Origin of the sequence: Erwinia billingiae Eb661, assembly GCF_000196615.1 — a bacterium.
In the GTDB taxonomy this organism is placed as follows: Bacteria; Pseudomonadota; Gammaproteobacteria; order Enterobacterales; family Enterobacteriaceae; genus Erwinia; species Erwinia billingiae.
In genome coordinates, this window is sequence record NC_014306.1 from 3,761,856 (window position 1) to 3,784,392 (window position 22,537).

Annotated in this window: 18 protein-coding genes; 4 read left to right on the forward strand and 14 right to left on the reverse strand. The window is 56.4% G+C overall.

The genetic code is table 11. The features are described 5' to 3' along the window. Positions 1-17 precede the first annotated feature (17 nt). Positions 18-863 carry a 3-mercaptopyruvate sulfurtransferase gene (gene sseA, locus EBC_RS18605; protein ID WP_041692096.1) on the forward strand — a complete coding sequence of 282 codons (846 nt, stop codon included), beginning with the start codon at positions 18-20 and terminating at the stop codon, positions 861-863. Positions 864-934: 71 nt separating this feature from the next. On the opposite strand, the gene sseB is transcribed toward sseA, so the two are convergent. From sseB to trmJ, 5 genes are all read right to left on the reverse strand, one after another. Then, positions 935-1,714 (reverse strand): enhanced serine sensitivity protein SseB, encoded by a 780-nt coding sequence (gene sseB / locus EBC_RS18610; RefSeq protein ID WP_013203400.1) that lies wholly within the window; start codon positions 1,712-1,714, stop codon positions 935-937. Positions 1,715-1,729: 15 nt separating this feature from the next. After that, entirely contained in the window at positions 1,730-3,013 is a 1,284-nt protein-coding gene (gene pepB / locus EBC_RS18615) for an aminopeptidase PepB (RefSeq protein WP_013203401.1), read from the reverse strand. Between the two features lie 167 nt (positions 3,014-3,180). Beyond that, a complete protein-coding gene (locus EBC_RS18620) occupies positions 3,181-4,386 on the reverse strand; it encodes an IscS subfamily cysteine desulfurase (protein ID WP_013203402.1) in 1,206 nt (401 codons plus the stop codon). Between the two features lie 130 nt (positions 4,387-4,516). Continuing rightward, the gene (gene iscR / locus EBC_RS18625; RefSeq protein WP_013203403.1) at positions 4,517-5,014 is read right to left on the reverse strand and encodes a Fe-S cluster assembly transcriptional regulator IscR; all 498 of its coding nucleotides are present in this window, start codon (positions 5,012-5,014) and stop codon (positions 4,517-4,519) included. A gap of 166 nt (positions 5,015-5,180) precedes the next feature. Then, positions 5,181-5,909 (reverse strand): tRNA (cytosine(32)/uridine(32)-2'-O)-methyltransferase TrmJ, encoded by a 729-nt coding sequence (trmJ, locus tag EBC_RS18630; protein WP_013203404.1) that lies wholly within the window; start codon positions 5,907-5,909, stop codon positions 5,181-5,183. Between the two features lie 118 nt (positions 5,910-6,027). Here trmJ and suhB point away from each other — a divergent pair, with 118 nt between their 5' ends. Then, positions 6,028-6,831 (forward strand): inositol-1-monophosphatase, encoded by an 804-nt coding sequence (suhB, locus tag EBC_RS18635; protein WP_013203405.1) that lies wholly within the window; start codon positions 6,028-6,030, stop codon positions 6,829-6,831. A gap of 65 nt (positions 6,832-6,896) precedes the next feature. Here the strand turns inward: suhB and EBC_RS18640 are convergent, their stop codons facing one another. Together EBC_RS18640 and EBC_RS18645 are read right to left on the reverse strand one after the other, a co-directional pair. Further along, complete coding sequence (locus tag EBC_RS18640; protein ID WP_041692097.1) at positions 6,897-7,901, reverse strand: nickel/cobalt transporter; 1,005 nt, start codon at positions 7,899-7,901, stop codon at positions 6,897-6,899. Further along, the gene (locus tag EBC_RS18645) at positions 7,892-8,524 is read right to left on the reverse strand and encodes a DUF1007 family protein (RefSeq protein WP_049789666.1); all 633 of its coding nucleotides are present in this window, start codon (positions 8,522-8,524) and stop codon (positions 7,892-7,894) included. Before EBC_RS18645 ends, EBC_RS18640 begins: the two co-directional genes overlap by 10 nt. 153 nt (positions 8,525-8,677) lie before the next feature. On the opposite strand from EBC_RS18645, the gene csiE reads away from it, so the two are divergent. Beyond that, on the forward strand, positions 8,678-9,946 hold the full coding sequence (csiE, locus tag EBC_RS18650; RefSeq protein ID WP_013203408.1) for a stationary phase inducible protein CsiE: 1,269 nt from the start codon (positions 8,678-8,680) through the stop codon (positions 9,944-9,946). On the opposite strand, the gene EBC_RS18655 is transcribed toward csiE, so the two are convergent. Together EBC_RS18655 and glyA are read right to left on the reverse strand one after the other, a co-directional pair. Continuing rightward, positions 9,947-11,083: a 3-phenylpropionate MFS transporter gene (locus EBC_RS18655; RefSeq protein WP_013203409.1), complete on the reverse strand. Its 1,137-nt coding sequence runs from the start codon at positions 11,081-11,083 to the stop codon at positions 9,947-9,949. 124 nt (positions 11,084-11,207) lie between these two features. Continuing rightward, on the reverse strand, positions 11,208-12,461 hold the full coding sequence (glyA, locus tag EBC_RS18660) for a serine hydroxymethyltransferase (protein WP_013203410.1): 1,254 nt from the start codon (positions 12,459-12,461) through the stop codon (positions 11,208-11,210). A gap of 256 nt (positions 12,462-12,717) precedes the next feature. Between glyA and hmpA the strand changes: the two genes are divergently transcribed. Continuing rightward, positions 12,718-13,902 carry an NO-inducible flavohemoprotein gene (hmpA, locus tag EBC_RS18665; protein WP_013203411.1) on the forward strand — a complete coding sequence of 395 codons (1,185 nt, stop codon included), beginning with the start codon at positions 12,718-12,720 and terminating at the stop codon, positions 13,900-13,902. A gap of 74 nt (positions 13,903-13,976) precedes the next feature. Here the strand turns inward: hmpA and glnB are convergent, their stop codons facing one another. The 5 genes from glnB to purL all read right to left on the reverse strand — a co-directional run bounded on the left by glnB (position 13,977) and on the right by purL (position 22,395). Beyond that, positions 13,977-14,315, reverse strand: coding sequence for a nitrogen regulatory protein P-II (glnB, locus tag EBC_RS18670; RefSeq protein WP_013203412.1), 339 nt, complete (start codon positions 14,313-14,315; stop codon positions 13,977-13,979). Positions 14,316-14,457: 142 nt separating this feature from the next. After that, positions 14,458-15,792: a two-component system response regulator GlrR gene (gene glrR / locus EBC_RS18675; RefSeq protein WP_013203413.1), complete on the reverse strand. Its 1,335-nt coding sequence runs from the start codon at positions 15,790-15,792 to the stop codon at positions 14,458-14,460. Then, positions 15,789-16,484, reverse strand: coding sequence for a two-component system QseEF-associated lipoprotein QseG (qseG, locus tag EBC_RS18680; RefSeq protein ID WP_049789621.1), 696 nt, complete (start codon positions 16,482-16,484; stop codon positions 15,789-15,791). The genes glrR and qseG overlap by 4 nt, the downstream gene beginning before the upstream one ends. Next, entirely contained in the window at positions 16,484-17,914 is a 1,431-nt protein-coding gene (locus EBC_RS18685) for a sensor histidine kinase (RefSeq protein ID WP_041692098.1), read from the reverse strand. Before EBC_RS18685 ends, qseG begins: the two co-directional genes overlap by 1 nt. Positions 17,915-18,504: 590 nt before the next feature. Then, entirely contained in the window at positions 18,505-22,395 is a 3,891-nt protein-coding gene (purL, locus tag EBC_RS18690) for a phosphoribosylformylglycinamidine synthase (RefSeq protein WP_013203416.1), read from the reverse strand. Between the last annotated feature and the right edge of the window lie 142 nt (positions 22,396-22,537).

Genomic DNA, 22,537 nt, shown 5'->3' on the forward strand with positions numbered 1-22,537 from the left:
CCCAACGCGAGGCCGCTATGACATCCTCTTTCTTTGTTACCGCCGACTGGCTGGCAGAACACCTTTCGGATCCCGATCTGCAAATTGTAGACGCACGCATGTTGCCTCCGGGTATGGAAAACCAGCGGGACATTAAGGCTGAATATCTGGCAAAGCACCTGCCTGCCGCGCCGTTCTTTGATATCGAAGCCCTGTCGGATCACACCAGCCCTTACCCGCATATGTTGCCGAGGGCGGAAACCTTTGCCGTTGCGATGCGTGAGCTGGGGGTCAACAGCGATAAACACCTGGTGGTTTACGATGAGGGCAACCTGTTCTCTGCTCCACGCGCCTGGTGGATGCTGCGTGAGTTCGGCGTGGCGAAGGTGTCGATTCTGGCTGGCGGATTAAAAGGCTGGGAAGATGCCGGTTATGCGCTGGAAAGCGGTGCGGTTGACCTGCCCGAAGCGGAATTTGACGCCCGCTTTGACAGCAAACTGGTGAAACGCCTGACCGACGTGCTGTTAATCAGTCATGAAGGCGGCGCGCAAATTTTGGATGCGCGAGCAGCTAACCGTTTCAGAGGCGAAGTGGATGAACCTCGTCCCGGCCTGCACCGTGGACGCATTCCTAACAGCCTGAATGTGCCGTGGAATTCGTTGGTCGAAGACGGTGAGTTGAAGTCGCCCAAGGCGCTGGAAGAGATTTTCAGCCAGCAAGGCGTCGATCTTACCCAGCCGATCGTCACCAGCTGTGGCTCCGGCGTGACGGCGGTGGTGGTCATTCTGGCGTTGACCACGCTGGGCGTCGAAAACGTTACGCTGTATGACGGCTCCTGGGGAGAATGGGGAAGTCGTGACGATCTGCCCATCGCCGTCGGCTGATTCGCGCGGATAAAAAAGGCGGGTCAACTAAGCTGACCCGCCTTTTTTCACCTTATGCCGACTCGACGAGCTTATGCCGGCTTATTGTTCGCCTTAAACTGCCGCAGGAAGCTGCCCCACTTGCGTTCATAAAACGGGGTGATATGGGCGGTAAAGAAGTGGCTAATGCCTTTATCGTTTTCCACCACTTCACAAATATCCACCGGCTCATCTTCCAGCAGCGTATCCGTTGCCACACTGCCCGCCGCCTGAATAATCGCCTCGATATCGCTGTCCGCTTCAATCCCAATCAACAGGTTTGGCCGATCCTCTGCCGCTTCTTTGATATGCGCCACATAAGCCCGACGAACCTGCTTATATTTCGCAAACAGCTGGGTCAGGGAATCAATCATCTGCGCTGGCGGTTCAGCAATCTCAGACAGTAACAGCGAGGTTCCCCCTTCCAGCACCGTTTGCTGGCTAAGCGCATTCGCGCCTTCGCCCAACAGGCTGGTGATTTCGCGTGGAGAGAACTCTTTGCCTGTCGGCAGCTTAGGGTTAAGAAACAGCGTTTCTCCCACCGTCATTTCAAACAGGGTGCGTACCGGCATCACCAGGAACGGCTGCTCTTCGGTGACCGCCTGCTCCATCGCTTCTACCGAGGTAAAGAAGGGAATGATGCTGGTGCCGTCGTCTTTTTCCCAGTGCTGCAGGTCCACCTGAGATTCAGCGGTGACGGCCTGTTCCTCCGGGCTTTCACCTGGCACCCAGACGCTGGCGTCCATCAGCAGAGCAAAAAATTCAGGGCGATGAGCAGGCTCAGTCGCGGCCAGTTTTAGCACCTCTTCAAGGCGCTGATTGGTTTCATTCATCGGTTCGATCCAGGCTTATTTCAGCAGCATATTGGCGACGGTACGCACGCCTAAGCCCGTCGCACCGGCAGACCACTGATCGACAGCACCTTTACGGTAGGTGGCTGAACAGTCGATATGCAGCCAGCCCTGCTGATAGTTCTTCACAAAATGCGACAGGAAGGCGGCCGCAGAGCTGGCACCGGCGGTGTGTGACGGCGCAGCAATGTTGTTCAGATCGGCAAAGTTGGATGGCAGGTGGCCACGATGGAATTCAGCCAGCGGCAAGCGCCAGAACGGCTCGTTCTCATCCGTTGCACTGCCCAGTAACGACTGAGCCAGCCGATCGTCAAAGCTGAACAGCGCGTGGTAATCATTACCTAATGCGGTTTTCGCCGCGCCGGTTAAGGTGGCGGCATCAATCAGCAGCTCGGGATTTTGCTCGCTGGCATCAATCAGGCCATCAGCCAGCACCAGACGCCCTTCGGCATCGGTATTCATCACTTCAACGGTTTTACCGTTACGGTAAGTGATGATATCGCCCAGACGGAAAGCGTTGCCACTAACCATATTGTCGGCACAGCAAAGATAGAGTTTGACGCGTTTGGTCAGCCCACGGCTGATGGCCAGCGCCAGAGAACCGGTCAGCGTCGCTGCACCGCCCATATCTGACTTCATTGAGTCCATTGAACCGCTCGGCTTCAGGCTGTAGCCGCCGGTATCAAAGGTGATGCCCTTACCCACCAGGCAGGCAAACACCGGTGCGTTCTCATCGCCCGTTGGGTTGTAATCCAGCGCCAAAAACGCCGGGCTGCGGGTCGAGCCACGACCGACGGTGTGCAGGCCCATATAGCCCTGCTTGCGCAGATCTTCGCCTTTGGTGATGCGGTAGCTGACCTTGTCGCTGCCTGCGCCACACAGCAGATCGACGGCACGCTGAGCCAGTTGCTCAGGGCTAAGGTCTTCTGCAGGCAGGTTGATGGTGTCGCGCACCCAGTTGATGATCTTCATGCGGCTGTCGAATTCGGCACGGTCGCTGTCATTCAGCGTCGCCCACTCAACGGTGCGCTGCCCTTTCGGCCCACGATAACCCTGCCAGAATGCCCAGCTTTTTTCCAAATCCCAGTCGCCACTCAGGCTGACATGACGGATGCCCTGCGCATCAATTTTACGCGCTGCGCGCTGGATAGTTGCCAGCACATCGCCGCCGGTCAGATGAATGGTCATCCCGCTGTCATTGCTGGTCAGGGTCGCTTTTTCGCCCCAACGTGCATCCGCCGCTGCCGTTGACAGTGTTATTTTCATTGGTGTGGTTGTCATCGCATGGCTCCTTCTAGAGTTTATTATTTGGTCCGTCCTTAAAAACGGTCGGTCACTACAATAAACCTTTATTTGCGTTCGTCTAATCAGACTTGCAGAAATGAGAGCAAACGGACTGAAAAAGTGTTCAGTCCGTTGGAGAGTCGTAGAGGGAAAGTGCTGCTAATTCAACGAGAAGTCGTTGCTGTCTGACTGTTAGCTTTGAATGCTTTCCACTCCGGGGAAAGCTCGCGCAGGCGGCCAATCGACTTCTGCACCAGCTGAATCGCATAGTCGATCTCTTCTTCGGTAGTAAAACGGCCCAAAGAGAAACGCAGTGAACTGTGCGCCAGCTCATCATTCAGCCCCAATGCGCGAAGCACATAGGAAGGCTCAAGGCTGGCAGAGGTACAGGCAGAGCCTGACGACAGCGCGAGATCTTTCAGCGTCATAATTAGCGACTCACCGTCGACATAATTAAAGCTGACGTTGAGGATATTCGGCGCACCCGCCGCCAAATCGCCATTCAGATAGACTTCCTCGATGTCACTGAAGCCCGACCAGAGTTTGTGGCGAAATGCGCTCAGGCGCGCCATTTCACCAGCCATCTCCTGCTTAGCGATGCGGAATGCTTCCCCCATGCCGACAATTTGATGCACGGGAAGCGTTCCGGAACGCATACCGCGCTCATGACCGCCGCCGTGGATCTGCGCTTCCAGACGGATACGCGGTTTACGGCGAACATACAGACCGCCGATGCCTTTAGGGCCGTAAATTTTATGCGCAGAAAATGACATCAGATCGACTGGGATCTGGGTGACATCGACCGGTAATTTACCGACGCTTTGCGTCGCATCAACATGGAACAGAATACCGCGCGCCTGGCAAAGCTCAGAAATTTTGCCAATGTCCTGCACCACGCCCGTTTCGTTGTTCACGTGCATGATCGACACCAGGATGGTGTCATCGCGCATCACCGACTGCAGCAGATCCAGGTCGATCACCCCGTTGCTGGCTGGTGCCAGGTAAGTGACTTCGAACCCTTCACGTTCCAGCTGAATACAGGTGTCCAGCACCGCTTTATGCTCGGTCTGGCTGGTGATGATGTGCCTGCCCTTCTCCTGATAGAAGTGAGCAATGCCTTTGATCGCCAGATTATCGGATTCGGTCGCGCCGGAGGTGAAGACGATTTCGCGCGGATCGGCGCCAATTAATTCGGCCACCTGATTACGGGCGATATCCACCGCTTCTTCGGCTTGCCAGCCAAAACGGTGAGAACGGGATGCGGGATTACCAAAGGTGCCGTCGAGCGTCAGGCACTTGATCATTTTCTCGGCTACGCGAGGATCGGCAGGGGTGGTTGCAGCGTAATCAAGGTAAATCGGAACCTTCATTGCTTTTGAACTCCATACATCATGCTAAATGTAAGTCATTCAATGCGACCCGATAAGGTTATCACCCTGCCGCCACCGGCTGAAACTATCAGCCGGTGAACGACAGGAGACAGGTTCGCGTTAGCGACAATCAGGCACGCAGATTGACGTTAATGGTTTCATGCACGCGGCCATTGGACACGCGCGCTTTTTCAGTATTGTTCTGACGGTCAGCCACTTCCAGGATTTCCTGGTTGTTAACCAGCTCAGCCAGTGAAATGTTGTTCAGGAAGTCGCTGATACGCTCGCTCAGGTCACGCCACAGCACGTGAGTCAGGCAGCGTTCGCCACCCTGGCAGCCTTCTTTACCCTGACACTTAGTCGCATCAACGGATTCGTCAACCGCCGTAATCACGGCACCGACCGCGATCGCGTCAGAGCTTTTACCCAACAGGTAACCACCGCCTGGACCACGTACGCTAGCCACCAGGCCATTTTTGCGCAGGCGTGAGAACAGCTGCTCCAGATAAGACAGGGAGATGCCCTGACGTTCTGAAATATCAGCTAACGGCACAGGCCCCTGATGGGAGTGAAGTGCAACGTCGAGCATAGCAGTAACGGCATAACGGCCTTTGGATGTCAGTCTCATGGCGTAAACGACCTCAGTAATTACCCTGGTTGGGTGTTAACAAAATATGCCTGAAGTCTGCCATTCCCGACTAAATTGGTCAAGTATTTAACCTAGTAAAACACTCAACTATTTAACCAACCGTTTTAGTCAACTATTACCCCCGCAAACCGGGGGGTAAAATAGTCTACTTTTCGCCCTTTGGCTTTTGCAGCGAAGAGAGCATGCCGCGCAGAATATTCAGTTCATCGCGCTCCGGGCGGGCTCGAGTGAACAGGCGACGCATTTTACTCATTACCTGGCCAGGGCTGCCTTCACGGATAAAGCCGCTGTGGGTCATCATCTGTTCCATATGCTGATAGAAGCGCTCAAGGTCATCGACCAGCGGATATGGCGACTCTTCGTACTCTGGCTGCACGGTTTCCTGCGACTGTAAAAACGCCATACGCACTTCATAAGCGATGATCTGCACCGCCATCGCCAGGTTCAGCGAGCTGTATTCCGGGTTAGCGGCGATTGCCACGTGGTAGTGACATTTCTGCAGCTCTTCATTAGTCAGACCCACGCGCTCGCGGCCAAAGACCAGCGCGACCGGCGCCTGCTGACCTTCCTGCACGCTTTTGATCCCGCATTCGCGCGGATCCAGCATCGGCCACGGCAGCGAACGGGAGCGGGCACTGGTGCCAACAACCAGACTACAGCCGGCCAGGGCTTCATCGAGGGTGTCAACAATGTGGGCTTCGCCGATCACATCGCTGGCACCCGCCGCCAGGGCGATAGCCTGGGAGTCAGGCTTGACGAGAGGGTTAACCAGATAAAGGTTGGTCAGTCCCATGGTTTTCATCGCGCGGGCGACGGATCCCATGTTGCCGGTGTGAGAGGTTTCAACTAGCACGATTCGGATGTTTTGCAGCATAGGAGTTCAGGTCAGTGAGATAATTTGAGGATGCTATCATATTTTCAGGACATTTTACGATCTCCCTGCTATAATCCGCGCCGTTTTCCCGTTCTTTAACATCCAGTGAGAGATAACGATGCATCCAATGCTCAACATTGCCGTGCGCGCTGCGCGCAAGGCCGGAAATTTAATCGTCAAGAATTACGAAACCCCGGACGCTGTCGAAGCGAGCCAGAAAGGCACCAACGACTTCGTTACCAATGTTGATCGCGACGCTGAGCGCCTGATTATTGAGGTGATTCGCAAGTCCTATCCGAAGCACACCATTATTACCGAAGAGAGTGGTGAATTAGCCGGTGAAGACGAGGATGTACAATGGGTTATCGATCCACTGGATGGCACCACTAACTACATCAAACGCCTTCCTCATTTCTCTGTTTCTATCGCCGTGCGCATTAAAGGCCGCACTGAAGTCGCCGTCGTTTACGATCCAATGCGCAATGAGCTGTTCAGCGCCGTTCGTGGACAGGGCGCGCAGTTAAACGGTTACCGCCTGCGCGGCAGCACCGCTCGCGACTTGGATGGCACCATCCTGGCAACCGGCTTCCCGTTCAAGCTGAAGCAACACGCCACGCCTTACATCAACATCGTAGGCAAGCTGTTCACCCAGTGTGCTGATTTCCGTCGTAGCGGTTCTGCTGCCCTGGATCTGGCCTACGTGGCGGCTGGCCGTGTTGACGGTTACTTTGAAATTGGCCTGAAGCCATGGGATTTCGCGGCCGGTGAACTGCTGGTGCGTGAAGCAGGCGGCCTGGTGACTGACTTTGTTGGTGCACACGGTTACCTGACTTCCGGCAACATTGTTGCGGGCAACCCACGCGTCGTTAAAGCGATGCTGGCTAACATGCGTGAAGAACTGAGCGAAGCGCTGAAGCGCTAGGTTCCCCTTCGGGATCGTTCAGTGACAAAAAGGCGGAGCTCAGCTCCGCCTTTTTTGCTTTCAGATTAGCCTAAAAACATCGGTCTTATGCCGCCGGACATCGCCGGCGTGGCGCTCAGCCACAGCATGATGCCGACCGCGACCAGCAGCACGCCTCCCACCAACGACAATCCTGACCAGCCGACCTTCTGCCAGCCCGCCGGAGAGGCGCCACGGCTGAGTTTTAGCGCCAGCGCTCTGGAAACCTGCACCAGCAAGGCCATCGCCGAAACGGTCAATGCCGTGCCCACCGCCATCGCCAATGCCGACAGCACGCCCCAGCCATAAACACCGATCACTTTTGAAAACAGCAGCATCATGATCGCCCCGGAACAAGGGCGCAGTCCCATCGAAAGCACCACGATCGCTTTGGTTTTGCCATTGACCGCTTTATCCAGCATCTGGGCGTCCGGCACATGCTGATGCCCGCAACCGCAGCTATCGCTGTGTTGATGCCCCACCGGCACGATCCGTTGAATCTTCATCGCTGGCAAGGGCCGTAAGGCTTGCCAGATTTTGCGCAGCGCGCGCCAGCACAGCCAGAGGCCCAGTCCGGCGACCATCAGATAACTTCCCTTCTCCAGCCAGTAACTGCTGAGATGCAGCTGGCGGGATGAGAGGCCGAGCACCACCAGCATCACGGTGACCAGCAGGATGGCCACCCCGCCCTGAACCACCGCCGCGGCCAGCGTCAGTTGCAAACTGGTTTTGACTTTCGTTGGATGCGTGGCAAGAAACGTCGCGATCACCACCTTGCCATGCCCCGGCCCCAGCGCATGCAGCACGCCATACATCAGGCTGAATCCCATCAGCGCCAACCCCGCCTGATGCGGATGGCTGGCCACCTGCTGCAGCAACGCGGTCATCTGTTGATGAAGCGTTTTCTGCCACAGAATACTTTGCAACAGGATCTGCGGCCAGTGTTGCCAGACAGTGAAACCTGCGGCAATAAACAGCAGCAGCACAACATAGAGCGGCCACGCTTGCAGCCAGCCACGTTGCGGCCGGGGAGTTATGGCATTTACTGACATGTCAGGGTCACCGTCTGCGCAAACTGTTGCCCCAAATCCATATCCTCTGGCGGCGCGTCGGCTTTATCCAGCGACAGCGCATAGGCCTGCATCGACGCATCCGGTTTCGGCGTTTTCAGGGTGAAGGTACAGCGCTGCGCCAGCTCAGGGGGAATGTGCAGGGACTTTTCGGAATCGTAATACATATCAACGAAGTAACTCGGGTCAAAGGTGGTAAAGACATACGTCTGGCTGGCCAGCGGCTGCGGTTCGCCCAGCGGTAAAACATAGTCCAGCACCGCCTTGTTTCCCTGCCTGGAGAGATGGTATTCCGGCGGTAAGTTATCGAACTTCACCGGTTTGCCCTGATGCCAGAACTCACTGAAATAATGCTGTCCGAGCACGTTGGCCATCACCTCTGCCGCCAGCTTTTTCCAGACTACTGAATCGGGTTTGGCCTTACCGGCGTCGTACAGCAGATCGGCCGAGGTAATCTCATCCATCACCCAATGCATTTTCAGGCCAGTGATCTTATCGTCCTGATGCACTAGCGTTGCCTGCATATCAATAAAGCTGTGCGGATGGGCCCACGCGTGCGGTGCCAGACACAGGCATAATGCCCCGATTAGCCGCCCAACAATAATGTTATAATGTAACAAATTCAATTCCCTCTGCTGTTCAGGCAAAAATTCTGTGACCTGCCTAGAAAGCTATAAATAAAACTGGCCGCACCACGCTGCCACCGGCAGCAATCACGCTATGCTTAGCGATGTTACTTTTCACTGGGATTGCCGACGATGAGTTTACCCTCACCCGAGCCTTCAGCTTTCTCCAGTCCGCAGCGTCATTGTCATCTGCTTTTATTGCTTTATCTCCCTGAACTTCCCGTGACTCTTGAGGTGATGAGTCAGATTAACGGGGTGGATCGGTCGGTTACCCGGCAAGATATAGCGGAGGTCGAAGCAGAAATCCAGCGCTATCACCGCCTCGCCCTGCATCAGGATGCCGCGGGGAAGTGGCAGATAAGCGGTGCGGAACTGGACCAGCGGTTGTGCCTGTTTCACTGGTTACGTCGGGCATTGCGGCTGACACCGGATTTTGTGCAGCAACATTTTGCCCCGCACGTTAAGCAGCAGCTCAAACAGAAGCAGATTGAGAAGGCGCTTTATGATGAGCGAAACCTTCTGGCGCTGGTGCAACATTGCGGCCAGAAGCTCGCACGCCAGTTCACCGAGCGGGATCGCCAATTCTTGCAACTGCTAATGCAGCATTCACTGTGCCGGCAATCACGCACGGAATTCAATGACGCGCAGCAAAGCTGGCTGGCGGCAAAAATCGAACATCAGGTGGCGGAGGAAGTGGTTCGTCACTGGCAAAAACGCTGTAAAACGGCCCCCGATGGCAGTGAAACCTGGCTGTTTGCCCTGCTGTTCAGTCAGATGCACGCACCCAGCGCTGATGATGCCCACCATGATTATGAACATCAACTGCTGGACGCGGTGCGCCAGTTAATCGATCGCTTTCAGCAGCTTTCGGGCATGCGCTTCAGTGATGATAAGGGGCTGGCCGACCAGCTTTATACCCATCTGGCCCAGGCGCTGGAACGCTCGCTGTTTGGTGTCGGCATTGATAACAGCCTGACTGAGGAAGTGACCCGCCTGTATCCAAAGCTGTTGCGAACCACCCAGGCCGCGGTAGCGGAATTCGAGCAGCAGTATCAGCTGACCTTCTCGCAGGAAGAGATGGGGCTGATTGCGATAATTTTTGGCGCCTGGCTGATGCAGGAAAGTGCGCTGCAGGAGAAGCAGGTTTTGCTGCTTACCGGCAAGGATGAGGCGCTGGAGCGGGAAGTTGAGCAACAGGTGCGCGAGCTGACGCTGCTGCCACTGAATATCAAATACCTGGATGTGGCCGAGTATCAACGCAGCAGTGCGCCTAAGGGCATTGCGCTGGTGATTACTCCGTACGCCACACCGCTTCCTCTCTACTCGCCGCCGTTAATTCATGCCGAGCTGCCGCTGCAACCTCATCAGCAGCAGCGCATCCGGCAGCTGCTGGAGTCGTGATCAGGCGACCTTCGGTCGCAGGAACAGCGCAGGTATCACCACCATCGCCATCACCCAGAAGACGCCGCCGTGCAGATGCTGGAACAGCACGCCGCAAATCATGGTCATCACCGCAATACCGCCACCCATCGCCAGCGCCGAATAGACCGACTGCAGACGGATCACCTCTCCTCCCTCGCGCGTGGCAATAAAACGCATCGCCGCCAGATGACAAACGGTGAAGCTGCCGCAGTGCAGGATCTGCGCCACAATCAGCCAGGGTAGCGCGGTGGTTGATGCCATCAGGCTCCAGCGTACCAGCGCACAAATCCCTGACAGCAACAGCAGGTCTCGCGCGCCCCAGCGACGGAACAGTCGGTTGCTGGAGGCAAAGACAATGATTTCGGCCACCACGCCCAGCGACCAGAGATAGCCGACGACGCTGGCTGAGTAGCCGGCTTCCTGCCACCAGATGGCGCTGAAGCCGTAATAGGCGGCATGCGCGCCCTGCATCAGCGTCACGCACAGCAGGAACCGCCAGACGGCATTTTCCTGCAGCAATCGCTTCCAGTCAGCCCATCCGGCCGTTTCGGTCTGCTTCGCATTGCCTGTAGGCAGCACGGATGGCCGCAACAGCATGCCAGCAAACATCGCGGCAACGCCGATACACAGCATCACCAGGATCGCCTGATAAGAGAAAGCATTGACCAGCACGCCGGTCAGCGCCGAGCTGATAACGAACGCCAGCGAGCCCCACAGGCGGACCGGGCCATAGGCCATTGAAATTTGCTTTTGCCAGGTCGCTGCCAGCGCATCGCTGAGCGGAACCAGCGGCGAGAAGAACAGGTTGAAGCCAATCATCACCAGCAGCAGCCAGATCCACGAAGTGCTGATCCAGAAGCTGAGCACAAAGCATAACGCCATCACCGCCAGCAGGCGAAGCGCGGTAATCAGTTGCGAAGGATTGGTGACTCTTGAGGCGATGATCAGGCTGCCGAGGAATCGGGCGATCATGCCGCAGCCCAGCAGCAGGCCAATTTTCTCTGGCTGCAGGCCAGAGTCTTTCAGCCACACTCCCCAGAAAGGAAGCCAGACGCCATAGGCAAAGAAGTACGTGAAATAGCCCAGACCGAGCCAGTAAGCTGAACGAATCGCCATGTTCCCTCCGACAAAAGTGCGCGCTACTTTCTCAGAGGTCAGGCCTAAGATCAATTAACGGGACAGTATTGTCCCGTTAATGTGTTCCGGATCCCCTTTCGCGAGGGAAAGGGGTAACGCAACGTTATGCGTAAACCGGGAAGCGTGCGCAGATTTCCAGAACCTGCTTCTTCACACGTTCCTGAGTGCCTTCATCCGCGACGTTGTCCAGAATGTCGCTGATCCAGCCAGCCAGCTCGCGGACGTCAGCTTCTTTGAAGCCACGGCGAGTAACCGCAGGAGAACCAATACGAATACCTGAAGTCACAAACGGGCTCTTCGGATCGTTTGGTACGCTGTTTTTGTTAACGGTGATGTTGGCGCGACCCAGCGCGGCATCCGCTTCTTTACCGGTCAGGTTTTTGTCAACCAGGTCCAGCAAGAACAGGTGGTTATGCGTGCCACCAGAAACCACTTTGTAGCCACGCTCCAGGAACACCTCAACCATCGCTTTAGCGTTTTTAGCCACCTGCTGCTGGTACACCTTGAACTCAGGCTCCATCGCTTCTTTCAGTGCGACCGCTTTACCGGCAATCACGTGCATCAGCGGGCCGCCCTGGCCGCCAGGGAAGACAGCGGAGTTCAGCTTCTTGTACAGGTCTTCGTCGCCGCCCTTCGCCAGGATCAGGCCGCCACGCGGACCCGCCAGGGTTTTGTGGGTGGTGGTGGTAACGATGTGTGCATGCGGGAGTGGGTTAGGATAAACGTCCGCTGCGATCAGACCGGCAACGTGCGCCATATCAACAAACAGCCAGGCACCGATGCTGTCAGCGATTTCACGCATTTTCGCCCAGTCGCACAGACCGGAGTACGCGGAGAAGCCACCGATGATCATTTTTGGCTTGTGCTTCTGAGCCTGCGCCGCCAGATCGTCATAATCGATTTTGCCGGTTTCATCGATGCCGTAAGGCACGACGTTATACAGCTTACCCGACAGGTTAACCGGGGAACCGTGAGTCAGGTGACCACCGTGTGCCAGGTTCATCCCCAGAATGGTGTCGCCCGGCTGCAGCAGCGCGGTGTAGACGGCGAAGTTCGCCTGGGAACCTGAGTGTGGCTGCACGTTCGCATAATCGGCACCGAACAGCGCTTTCGCACGATCGATCGCCAGCTGCTCAACGATATCCACATACTCACAGCCACCGTAGTAGCGCTTGCCCGGATAGCCTTCGGCATATTTGTTGGTCAGCTGAGAACCTTGCGCCTGCATAACACGCGGACTGGTGTAGTTTTCAGAAGCAATCAGTTCAATGTGCTCTTCCTGACGCACTTTTTCCTGCTCCATTGCCTGCCATAACTCGGCATCATAATCGGCAATATTCATATCACGCTTTAACATCCGCATCTCCTGACTCAGCTAACAAAATAATCGGTATCGATCGGCCCGTTTGGGCGAAGGCCAACAGTGTAAACTGTTTTACCTGCTTAGGGGTAGCCACAAAGCGCCCTTTTTACGCAATCGATTGGCTTCAGGACTGGCGAGGGTTGCCTAACCAAATGATGCCCCTGCCAGTTAAAGGTGTATTTACAATACGTGTTTATAAGTTATAAGATGCATTTTAAATACATGTTTAAACCCTCAAGGGAGTTCACCTATGTTAGACGCAAAAACCATTGCCACTGTGAAAGCCACCATTCCTGCCCTGCTGGCGACCGGTCCGGCGTTGACCGCCCATTTCTATGACCGAATGTTTGCGCATAATCCCGAGCTGAAAGAGATTTTCAATATGAGTAATCAGCGCAACGGCAATCAGCGTGAAGCGCTGTTTAACGCCATCTGTGCCTATGCCAGCAATATTGAAAATCTGGCTGCTCTGCTGCCCGCCGTGGAAAAGATTGCGCAGAAGCACACCAGCTTCGCCATTCAGCCCGCGCAGTATCAGATTGTCGGCCAGCATCTGCTGGCAACCCTAGACGAAATGCTCAGTCCGGGCGACGAGGTGCTGGATGCCTGGGGCAAAGCCTATGGCGTACTAGCGGGCGTGTTTATTCAGCGGGAAGAACAGCTTTATCAGCAGGCCGAGGAAAAAGTGGGCGGCTGGCGTACGCCGAGGGCGTTTCGCATCAGCGCCATTGAGCCGCAAAGCGAGGTGATCAAAAGCTTTATTCTCAGCCCGACCGATGGTCAGCCGGTGGCGGATTATCAGGCGGGTCAGTATCTTGGCGTCTGGCTGCGCGACAAGCGTTTTGCCAATCAGGAGATCCGCCAGTATTCGCTGACCCGCGCGCCCAATGGCCGGGATTATCGCATTGCCGTGCGCCATGAACCGGGCGGCACGGTGTCTGGCTGGCTGCACCAGCATGCACAGGTCGGTGATGAGCTGAGACTGGCCGCACCGGCGGGTGACTTCTTGCTGGCCGTCTCTCCCGAGACACCGGTCACCCTGATCTCCGCCGGCGTCGGCCAGACGCCAATGCTGGCGATGCTGGATGTGCTGGCCTCTCAGCAGCATCCTGCCCGCGTGCAGTGGTTCCATGCTGCCGATAATGGCAACAGACATGCGTTTGGTGAAGAGGTGGCGGCTTCAGCACAACGTCTGCCCAATTTTTCGCAGCACCTGTGGTATCGCGATCCGCTGCCGCAGGATGCCGGACGTTTCGACAGCGCCGGCGTGATGAATTTACTGCCGCTGGAGAGCCAGCTTAGCGATCCGAAAGGTCATTACTACCTTTGTGGGCCGTTAGGCTTTATGCAGCAGGTGGCGCAACAGCTGGTCACGCTGGGCATCGACAGCGCCCGCATCCATTACGAAGTGTTTGGTCCGCACAAGGTGCTGTGATCGGTCAGCCAGAAACGACATCGCCGCCCTGTAAAGGACGGCGATGTGATGGGCCAGACGGGAGAGGCAAAAAATCAGATCGCTTCTTCGTCTTCCTCGCCGGTACGAATACGCACCACGCGTGCCACATCAAAGACAAAGATTTTGCCATCGCCAATTTTGCCGGTCTGCGCGGTACGCATGATGGCTTCGACGCAGGTATCGACGATATCGTCAGCGATAACCAGCTCAATCTTCACCTTCGGCAGAAAATCGACCATGTATTCCGCACCACGATAAAGCTCGGTGTGTCCTTTCTGACGACCGAAGCCTTTCACTTCAGTCACGGTCATTCCAGTAATCCCTACTTCGGCCAGTGCTTCACGCACATCGTCGAGTTTGAACGGTTTGATTATGGCATCAATCTTTTTCATGGCAGACCCTTTTCATTCTCTCCGCGGCCGGAGAGTAATCTCTGTTCAGTATACGTGCAACGGACAGCTCCCGCTGCGCGGTCTGTCTCTTTTTCAGCGTGCTTAAGCTAACATATCTCAGCCGTGAAGCGGCACAAAAAAACTACTCTTTAAAATCAGAGGCATCCAGCTCGTGGCGGGATAACAGCTTATAGAATTCCGTGCGGTTGCGCCCGGCCAGACGTGCGGCATGGGTGACGTTGCCTTTGGTCATTTGCAGCAGCTTGCGTAAATAATTGAGTTCGAACTGGTTTCTCGCTTCCACGAAGGTCGGTAGCGCGGTGTTTTCGCCCACCAGCGCCTGTTCAACCAGCGCTTCACCAATCACCGGTGCCGAACTCAGCGCCACGCACTGTTCAATCACGTTGACCAGCTGACGGACATTCCCCGGCCAGCTGGCGGCCACCAGTCGCTTCATCGCGTCGGTCGAGAAACTGCGCACAAAGGGTTTGTGCCGCTCGGCCGCCTGCTTCAACAGATGATTCGCCAGCAGCGGAATATCTTCTGAACGCTCATGCAGCGCGGGAATTTTCAGGTTAACCACGTTCAGGCGGTAGAAGAGATCCTCACGGAACTCTTTCTTTTCCATCGCTTTCGGCAGATCGCGGTGCGTTGCCGAGAGGATGCGCACGTTAATGTCCTGATCGTGGTTGCTGCCGAGCGGACGCACCTTGCGCTCCTGCAACACGCGCAGCAATTTCACCTGCAACGCCTGTGGCATATCGCCGATTTCATCGAGGAACAGCGTGCCGCCTTCGGCTGCCTGAAACAGACCTTCACGCTGGCTGACCGCGCCGGTAAAGGCCCCTTTGGCGTGACCAAACAGCTCCGATTCCAGCAACTGCTCAGGCAAGGCACCGCAGTTAATGGCGATAAAGGCTTTGCCGGCTCTTGGGCTGGCGGCATGGATCGCCTGGGCGAGGATCTCCTTGCCGGTGCCGCTCTGGCCATTGATCAGCACGCTGACATCCGACTGAGCGACCATTCTGGCCTGTTCTAACAAGCGCAGCATTACCGGGCTGCGGGTCACAATGCTTTCGCGCCAGGCATCATCACTTGCGGGTGCGCGGTGTGCCAACGCCTGATCGATAGCACTGTAAAGCGCATCGCGGTCGACGGGTTTGGTCAGAAAGCTGAACACGCCCTGCTGGGTAGCGGAGACCGCTTCAGGTATTGAACCGTGGGCGGTAAGAATGATCACCGGCATGCCAGGCTGCTGCTTTTGGATTTCGTTAAACAGCTCGACGCCATTCATTTCGTCCATCCGCAGATCGCTGATCACCAGGTCGATCTTCTCCCTTTGCAACAATCGCAGCGCTTCCGGCCCGCTTTCGGCCGTTTGCACGCTAAAGCCTTCGCTGCTCAAACGCATTCCCAACAGTTTCAACAGGCTGGGATCGTCGTCCACCAGCAGCAGATTGGCTGATTTCTTTATCATGGCTGCGCAGCATCCTCGGGTGTTGTGGCCGGCGTGCTTCCGTCGCTCTTATCGGTGTGGCTGCTATCGGACGCATCCGGAGAACGGCGGGATGAGAGCTGGCGTTCAATATCGGTCAGTGACTCCAGCTTACGGCGGGTGACGCTGAGTTCGTTAGTTAACGCCAACTGGTGCTGGCGCAACGCATCCAGCTCGGCATCACTGCTTTGCTGCAGATGGTGGTAGCGGGTTCTCTCTTCCGACAGTTGCAGTAGCCCCATCTGATCGTCCCGCCACAGTTGAATAAGTGGACGCAGCGAAGAAGGATAGTCGGCACTAAAGGTGTCCAGCCGCGCCATATACTGCCGCCGTTCGACCGGCGTGACGTTGCCATTATTCAGCAATACGCCCTGCTTGAAGGCGCTTTGCCAGTTATCCGTTGGCCAGCGCCGGGCTTCTTCACGGGCTTCAGCCGGGGAAAGACGCACCGCACAATCCATCGCCCGTAACCAGTACAGTGAACTGTTCAGCGCCGTGTCACTGTCGATGTCCCATAAGCGGTTGCAGTCAATCAGCTGGAAATTGACGATTTTGATTTCGGGTTCGGTCAGCGGTTTACCGTTAATGGTCATGGCCGGATCGGGGGCTTTGCTGCTGCATGCCGCCAACAGCATAGCGATGGCGACCACAGCGGAAACAGGGAGGGTTCTCATTATTGGGCATTCCCGACGATGGCGTTAAGTTCGATACGAAAACAGACTTCTTCCGCTTCACTGTTAACCAGTTGCAGATCGCCCTGCAGGCGATGGATACAGTCCCTGGCGATGCTCAGCCCAAGTCCGCTGCCCTTTACGGCGCCTTTGCGCTGCTGGTTGCCCTGGAAGAAAGGCTCAAAGATCATTTTTCTTTCACCTTCAGGGATGGTGCTGCCGGTATTTGCGACCTCGATCAGCACCTTGCGCCCCTGCTGGCGGCTGCGGATCCAGATGGTACCGGATTCTCCGCCGTAATGTATCGCATTCGAATAAAGATTATCGATGGCCCGCGCCAGCAGCGTGGCGTCGGCGCGACAGGCCGCAACCGGTAGCGTCACTTCAGTCTGCATCATTTTAGCTCTGGCGGTCAGGCTGTGCGAACTGACGATGCCGTTGATCAACGGATCCAGCTGCACCTCGCCCATCGCCACCGGGGCTTCAGATAGCTTGCGGTTGTAGTCCAGCAGCTGCTCGATCAGCCGCTGCAAATGGCGGCTGCTTTGATCGAGGATGCTGACCACTTCCTGCTGGTCCGGCGTTAAGGTGCCCACCACTTCGTCCGCTAACAGCGCGGTGCCTTCACGCATACTGGCCAGAGGGGTTTTAAGCTCATGAGAAATATGACGCAAAAACTCATGGCGCTGGGATTCCAGCCACGCAAGCCGTTCGCTCAGCCAGAGGATCCGTTGCCCTAACGAGCGCAATTCACGCGGGCCTTTGTACGCCAGGTTGTGGCTGAGCTGTCTGCCCTCTCCCAGCCGATTAATCATTCTCTCAACCGCCTTGACCGGGCCGATAATCATTCGGGTAAACAGCAGCACCAATCCCAGGCTCAGTAAGAACAATATCAGCGCCTGCCAGCCGAAATACTGGCCGCGTTCGGCAATTTCGCGCTGAAGTTGTAAACCGCGCGAGAAAACCACTTCGCGCGTCGACTGAACCAGCTGCGCATTTGCCGTCGAGAACGCCTCCAGCGCGTCGGAAGCGGCCTTCACTGGATTGCTGTTATCGCAGCTGATTTTTACCAGCTGGCCCAAGGCGTTATGCAGCGTGGTGGCAATCCGGCTGTCGGGCAGTACGGAGGATTGGGCATCAAGCATCTGCGCGTATTTGGTGCGTTGGGTCTGATAGAGGTTGGCGAGCATCGGATCGTCCAGCACGCAGTACTGCCGATAGCTACGCTCCAGTTCCAGCGCGGTTCGCGCCATCGCCTCGCTGCGACGAACGTCGGTCAGCGTAGTGCGGTTGGTATCCGCCGCCCTTTCGCTCAGCGCAGACAGGCTTTCCCATGCCTGCCAGGCCAGCACCAGTAAAGGCAGCAGCACCAGCAGAAAGGCCATTAATACCAGTTGACGAAGGGAACGAGGGAATAAACGCCATTTTTTCACAAGAGTTTCTCATTTTGCACGCTGCAACGATGCTAGCTGAGTGACGCGCGGGAAGAAAGCCCTGGATCCAAAACGAAAAATGGCAGATTCAAAGAATCTGCCATTCACGCTGTGAGGACATCCGTCATCACAGAAAATTAGGTGGTGCCTAACTCAACGTTGCGTCCGAAGCTTGATAGAGCCACAAAGTGGACTGTATCGGTTTGGTGGACGGCAGGCACCGTATTGTGCGTCATTCGGGTTGTTATGAAGCGCTTGACCGCTTTCGCAGGGCTGTCGTAACCAGGTGAATGAGCCACTGCAGAGATATTAGCAATAGTCGTGCCAATTTTATAATTAATCATTAACACAATGATTTCTATAACAAAGATAAATGCGGGGTAACTGGAGTCAGCGCGTTCCGGACCTGATGGTCAAAAGAAACTGTCGCTGAATAGAAACGTTATTCGGATAAAACTCAGCGAGTGAGTGAAATCAATAACTTAGATGTCACTTATTGGCGACAGTGCCAACAGGCCACTGTCGCAATTTTGCAACAGGTGGGCAGAACGTAAAAGGGCAACCCCGGAGGGTTGCCCTGTAAACCCGACTTAGCCGAGTTGTTTGCGCGCGTTACGGAAGATCCGCATCCACGGGCTGTCTTCGCCCCACTCTTCCGGGTGCCATGAGTTGCTCACCGTACGGAACACACGTTCCGGGTGCGGCATCATGATGGTCACGCGACCGCTTTCGTTGGTCACCGCGGTAATACCGTTTGGTGAACCGTTAGGGTTCGCCGGGTACTGCTGAGTCACCTTACCGAAGTGGTCAACGAAGCGTAATGCCACCAGACCTTTGTGCTCCAGCGTCGCCAGATGCGCATCATCACGCACTTCCACGAAGCCTTCACCGTGCGATACCGCAATTGGCATACGCGAACCCACCATGCCTTCCAGCATCAGTGATGGGCTTGCCGCCACTTCCACCAGGCTGAAACGGGCTTCAAAGCGCTCGGACTGGTTGCGCACAAAGCGCGGCCAGGCTTCGCTTCCCGGCACCAGTTCGCGCAGGTTGGACATCATCTGACACCCGTTACAGACGCCCAGCGCCAGCGTTTGCGGACGGTGGAAGAAGGTTTCGAACTCATCACGCACGCGGGAGTTGAACAAAATCGACTTCGCCCAACCTTCGCCTGCGCCCAGCACGTCACCATAAGAGAAGCCGCCACAGGCCACCAGCGTCTGGAACGCTTCCAGACCACGGCGTCCTGCCAGCAGGTCACTCATGTGCACGTCAACCGCATCAAAACCAGCGCGGTGGAACGCGGCCGCCATTTCAACGTGGGAGTTAACGCCCTGCTCACGCAGCACGGCAACTTTCGGACGCGCACCGGTTGCGATGTATGGCGCGGCGATATCTTCTTCTGGCTTAAAGGTCAGCGCCACGTTCAGGCCTGGATCCTGGTCGTTTTTCTTGGCGTCGTGTTCCTGATCGGCACAGGCCGGGTTATCACGCAGACGCTGCATCTGCCAGGTGGTTTCTGCCCACCAGGTACGCAGCGTGGTGCGGCTTTCGCTGTACACCGCAGAGTCGCCAGAGGTGATCACGAAACGATCGCCCTGAACGGCCTTGCCAAGGACATGCACACAGTCAGCCAGACCGTGTTGAGCAAACACCTGCTCAACCTGAGCACGGTCTGCCGCAGCCACCTGAATCACGGCACCCAGCTCTTCGTTGAACAACGCGGCCAGTGAATCGTTACCCAGCGCAGCGATATCCGCTTCAACACCGCAGTGACCGGTAAAGGCCATTTCAGCCAGCGTGACCAGCAAACCACCGTCTGAACGGTCGTGGTAAGCCAGCAGTTTGCCATCCGCCACCAGCACCTGCATGGCGTTGAAGAAGCCTGCCAGCTGCTGCACGTCACGCACGTCTGCCGGCTTGTCGCCCAGCTGACGATAAACCTGTGACAGCGCCGTGGCGCCCAGCGCATTGATGCCTTTGCCGAGGTCGATTAACAGCAGCGCGTTATCCTGCTGCGGCTGCAGCTGAGGCGTTACGGTGCGGCGCACGTCTTCCACGCGGGCAAACGCGGTGATCACCAGCGACATTGGTGAGGTCATTTCACGCTGTTCGGTGCCATGCTGCCAGCGGGTCTTCATCGACATGGAGTCTTTGCCCACCGGGATAGTAATGCCCAGCGCCGGACAAAGTTCTTCGCCAACCGCTTTCACCGCTTCATATAAACCGGCATCTTCGCCCGGGTGACCGGCTGCGGCCATCCAGTTAGCCGAAAGCTTGATGCGCTTCAGCGAACCAATCTGCGTGGCGGCAATGTTGGTCAACGCTTCACCCACCGCCAGACGGCCGGATGCGGCAAAGTCCAGCAGGGCAACCGGCGCACGTTCGCCCAGCGCCATCGCTTCACCGTAGTAGCTGTCGAGGCTGGCCGTGGTCACCGCACAGTTCGCCACCGGGATCTGCCATGGACCGACCATCTGATCGCGCGCAACCATACCGGTCACCGAACGGTCGCCAATGGTCACCAGAAAGGTCTTCTCAGCGACCGCAGGCAGGTGCAGAACACGGTTTACCGCATCCGCAACCGTTATGCTGTCGCGGATCAGCGGCTCACCCTGCGCTTTCAGCGTGGTGACATCGCGGGTCATTTTCGGGGTTTTACCCAGCAGCACGTCCAGCGGCATATCGATAGGCTTGTTATCGAAGTGGCTGTCTTCCAGAGACAGATGCATCTCTTCGGTGGCTTCGCCAATCACCGCGAATGGCGCACGTTCACGCTTACAAAGTTCGGCAAACAGTTCCAGCTTCTCTGGCGCAACCGCCATCACGTAGCGTTCCTGGGACTCGTTACACCAGACTTCCAGCGGGGTCATACCCGGTTCGTCGTTAAGAATGTCACGCAGGTTGAAGCGACCGCCGCGCTCGCCGTCGCTGACCAGTTCAGGCATCGCGTTAGAAAGACCGCCTGCACCCACGTCGTGGATAAACAGAATCGGGTTGTCTTCACCCAGCTGCCAGCAGCGGTCGATCACTTCCTGGCAACGACGTTCCATTTCTGGGTTGTCGCGCTGTACCGAAGCAAAATCCAGATCGGCATCAGACTGGCCGGAAGCCATGGAAGAGGCTGCACCGCCGCCCAAACCAATGTTCATCGCCGGGCCACCCAGCACGATCAGCTTGGCACCGACGGTGATTTCGCCTTTCTGCACGTGGTCAGCACGGATGTTGCCAATACCGCCAGCCAGCATGATCGGCTTGTGGTAACCGCGCAACTCCACGCCGTTATGGCTGTTGACCTGCTCTTCATAGGTACGGAAGTAGCCATTCAGCGCAGGACGACCAAATTCGTTGTTGAATGCCGCGCCGCCCAGTGGGCCTTCGGTCATGATATCCAGCGCGGTGACGATACGGTCAGGTTTGCCGAAGTCTTCTTCCCACGGCTGTTCAAAACCTGGGATACGCAGGTTAGAAACCGAGAAGCCAACCAGACCCGCTTTCGGTTTCGCGCCACGTCCGGTTGCGCCTTCATCACGGATTTCACCGCCTGAACCGGTTGCCGCACCCGGCCATGGCGAAATCGCCGTCGGGTGGTTATGGGTTTCGACCTTCATCAGAATGTGCGCTTCTTCCTGATGGAAGTCGTACTGCCCTTTTTCTGCGTCCGCATAGAAACGGCCCACCTGAGAACCTTCCATCACCGCGGCGTTGTCTTTATAGGCAGACAGCACGTGGTCCGGGGTCTTCTCCATGGTGTTTTTGATCATCTTGAACAGCGATTTTGGCTGCTGCTCGCCGTCGATAATCCAGTCGGCGTTGAAGATTTTATGACGACAGTGCTCGGAGTTCGCCTGGGCAAACATATACAGCTCGATGTCGTTCGGGTTGCGCCCGAGTTTTTCAAAGGCCGCCAGCAGGTAGTCGATTTCATCATCGGCCAGTGCCAGACCCAGCTTACGGTTGGCTTTATCCAGCGCGTCACGGCCTTCACCCAGCACGTCGACGCTTTGCAGCGGAGCAGGCTGGTGATGAGCAAACAGTTGTTCAGCCTGGTTCAAATCGCTGAGGACCACTTCCATCATGCGGTCATGCAGCAGCGCAGCCAGCAACGACCACTGGGCGTCGGTCAGCTGTGGGGCCTTAACATAGAAAGCCAGACCGCGCTCCAGACGAAGCACCTGAGGCAGATCGCAGTTGTGCGCGATGTCGGTCGCTTTAGACGACCACGGCGAAATGGTTCCCGGACGTGGTGTCACCAGAATCAGGCGCCCTTCCGGCGTATGTTCCGCGAGAGAGGGACCGTACTTCAGCAGGCGCTGTAAACGGGCTTTTTCATCAGCGGCCAGAGGCGTGCTGACGTCAGCAAAATGGACGTACTCAGCGTAAATGTCACTCACCGGCAGGTGAGCGTCCTGAAAGCGGGCCAGCAATTTAGTAATACGAAATGCCGACAGAGCGGGCGAACCACGCAGAATTTCCATCATCAAAGATCTCTCGTCTTCGAAGCGCCGGGCGACGCTTCTTTGGGCGCAACAGGGAAAGCGGGCGGTATTATAGAGAATCCCCACCGGTTACGAAACCGTTTGCGCAGAATAAATCGCACCAAGGAATTGGCTGAAATTCACA

Excerpts from the sequence above, each read along its gene's own strand:
- trmJ (WP_013203404.1), bottom strand. The coding sequence starts at position 5,909 with ATGCTGCAAAACATCCGAATCGTGCTAGTTGAAACCTCTCACACCGGC.
- suhB (WP_013203405.1), top strand. The coding sequence starts at position 6,028 with ATGCATCCAATGCTCAACATTGCCGTGCGCGCTGCGCGCAAGGCCGGA.
- qseG (WP_049789621.1), bottom strand. The coding sequence starts at position 16,484 with ATGAGAACCCTCCCTGTTTCCGCTGTGGTCGCCATCGCTATGCTGTTG.
- glnB (WP_013203412.1), bottom strand. The coding sequence starts at position 14,315 with ATGAAAAAGATTGATGCCATAATCAAACCGTTCAAACTCGACGATGTG.
- EBC_RS18620 (WP_013203402.1), bottom strand. The coding sequence starts at position 4,386 with ATGAAGGTTCCGATTTACCTTGATTACGCTGCAACCACCCCTGCCGAT.
- pepB (WP_013203401.1), bottom strand. The coding sequence starts at position 3,013 with ATGACAACCACACCAATGAAAATAACACTGTCAACGGCAGCGGCGGAT.
- hmpA (WP_013203411.1), top strand. The coding sequence starts at position 12,718 with ATGTTAGACGCAAAAACCATTGCCACTGTGAAAGCCACCATTCCTGCC.
- glrR (WP_013203413.1), bottom strand. The coding sequence starts at position 15,792 with ATGATAAAGAAATCAGCCAATCTGCTGCTGGTGGACGACGATCCCAGC.
- glyA (WP_013203410.1), bottom strand. The coding sequence starts at position 12,461 with ATGTTAAAGCGTGATATGAATATTGCCGATTATGATGCCGAGTTATGG.
- EBC_RS18655 (WP_013203409.1), bottom strand. The coding sequence starts at position 11,083 with ATGGCGATTCGTTCAGCTTACTGGCTCGGTCTGGGCTATTTCACGTAC.
- purL (WP_013203416.1), bottom strand. The coding sequence starts at position 22,395 with ATGATGGAAATTCTGCGTGGTTCGCCCGCTCTGTCGGCATTTCGTATT.
- sseA (WP_041692096.1), top strand. The coding sequence starts at position 18 with ATGACATCCTCTTTCTTTGTTACCGCCGACTGGCTGGCAGAACACCTT.
- iscR (WP_013203403.1), bottom strand. The coding sequence starts at position 5,014 with ATGAGACTGACATCCAAAGGCCGTTATGCCGTTACTGCTATGCTCGAC.
- csiE (WP_013203408.1), top strand. The coding sequence starts at position 8,678 with ATGAGTTTACCCTCACCCGAGCCTTCAGCTTTCTCCAGTCCGCAGCGT.
- sseB (WP_013203400.1), bottom strand. The coding sequence starts at position 1,714 with ATGAATGAAACCAATCAGCGCCTTGAAGAGGTGCTAAAACTGGCCGCG.
- EBC_RS18640 (WP_041692097.1), bottom strand. The coding sequence starts at position 7,901 with ATGTCAGTAAATGCCATAACTCCCCGGCCGCAACGTGGCTGGCTGCAA.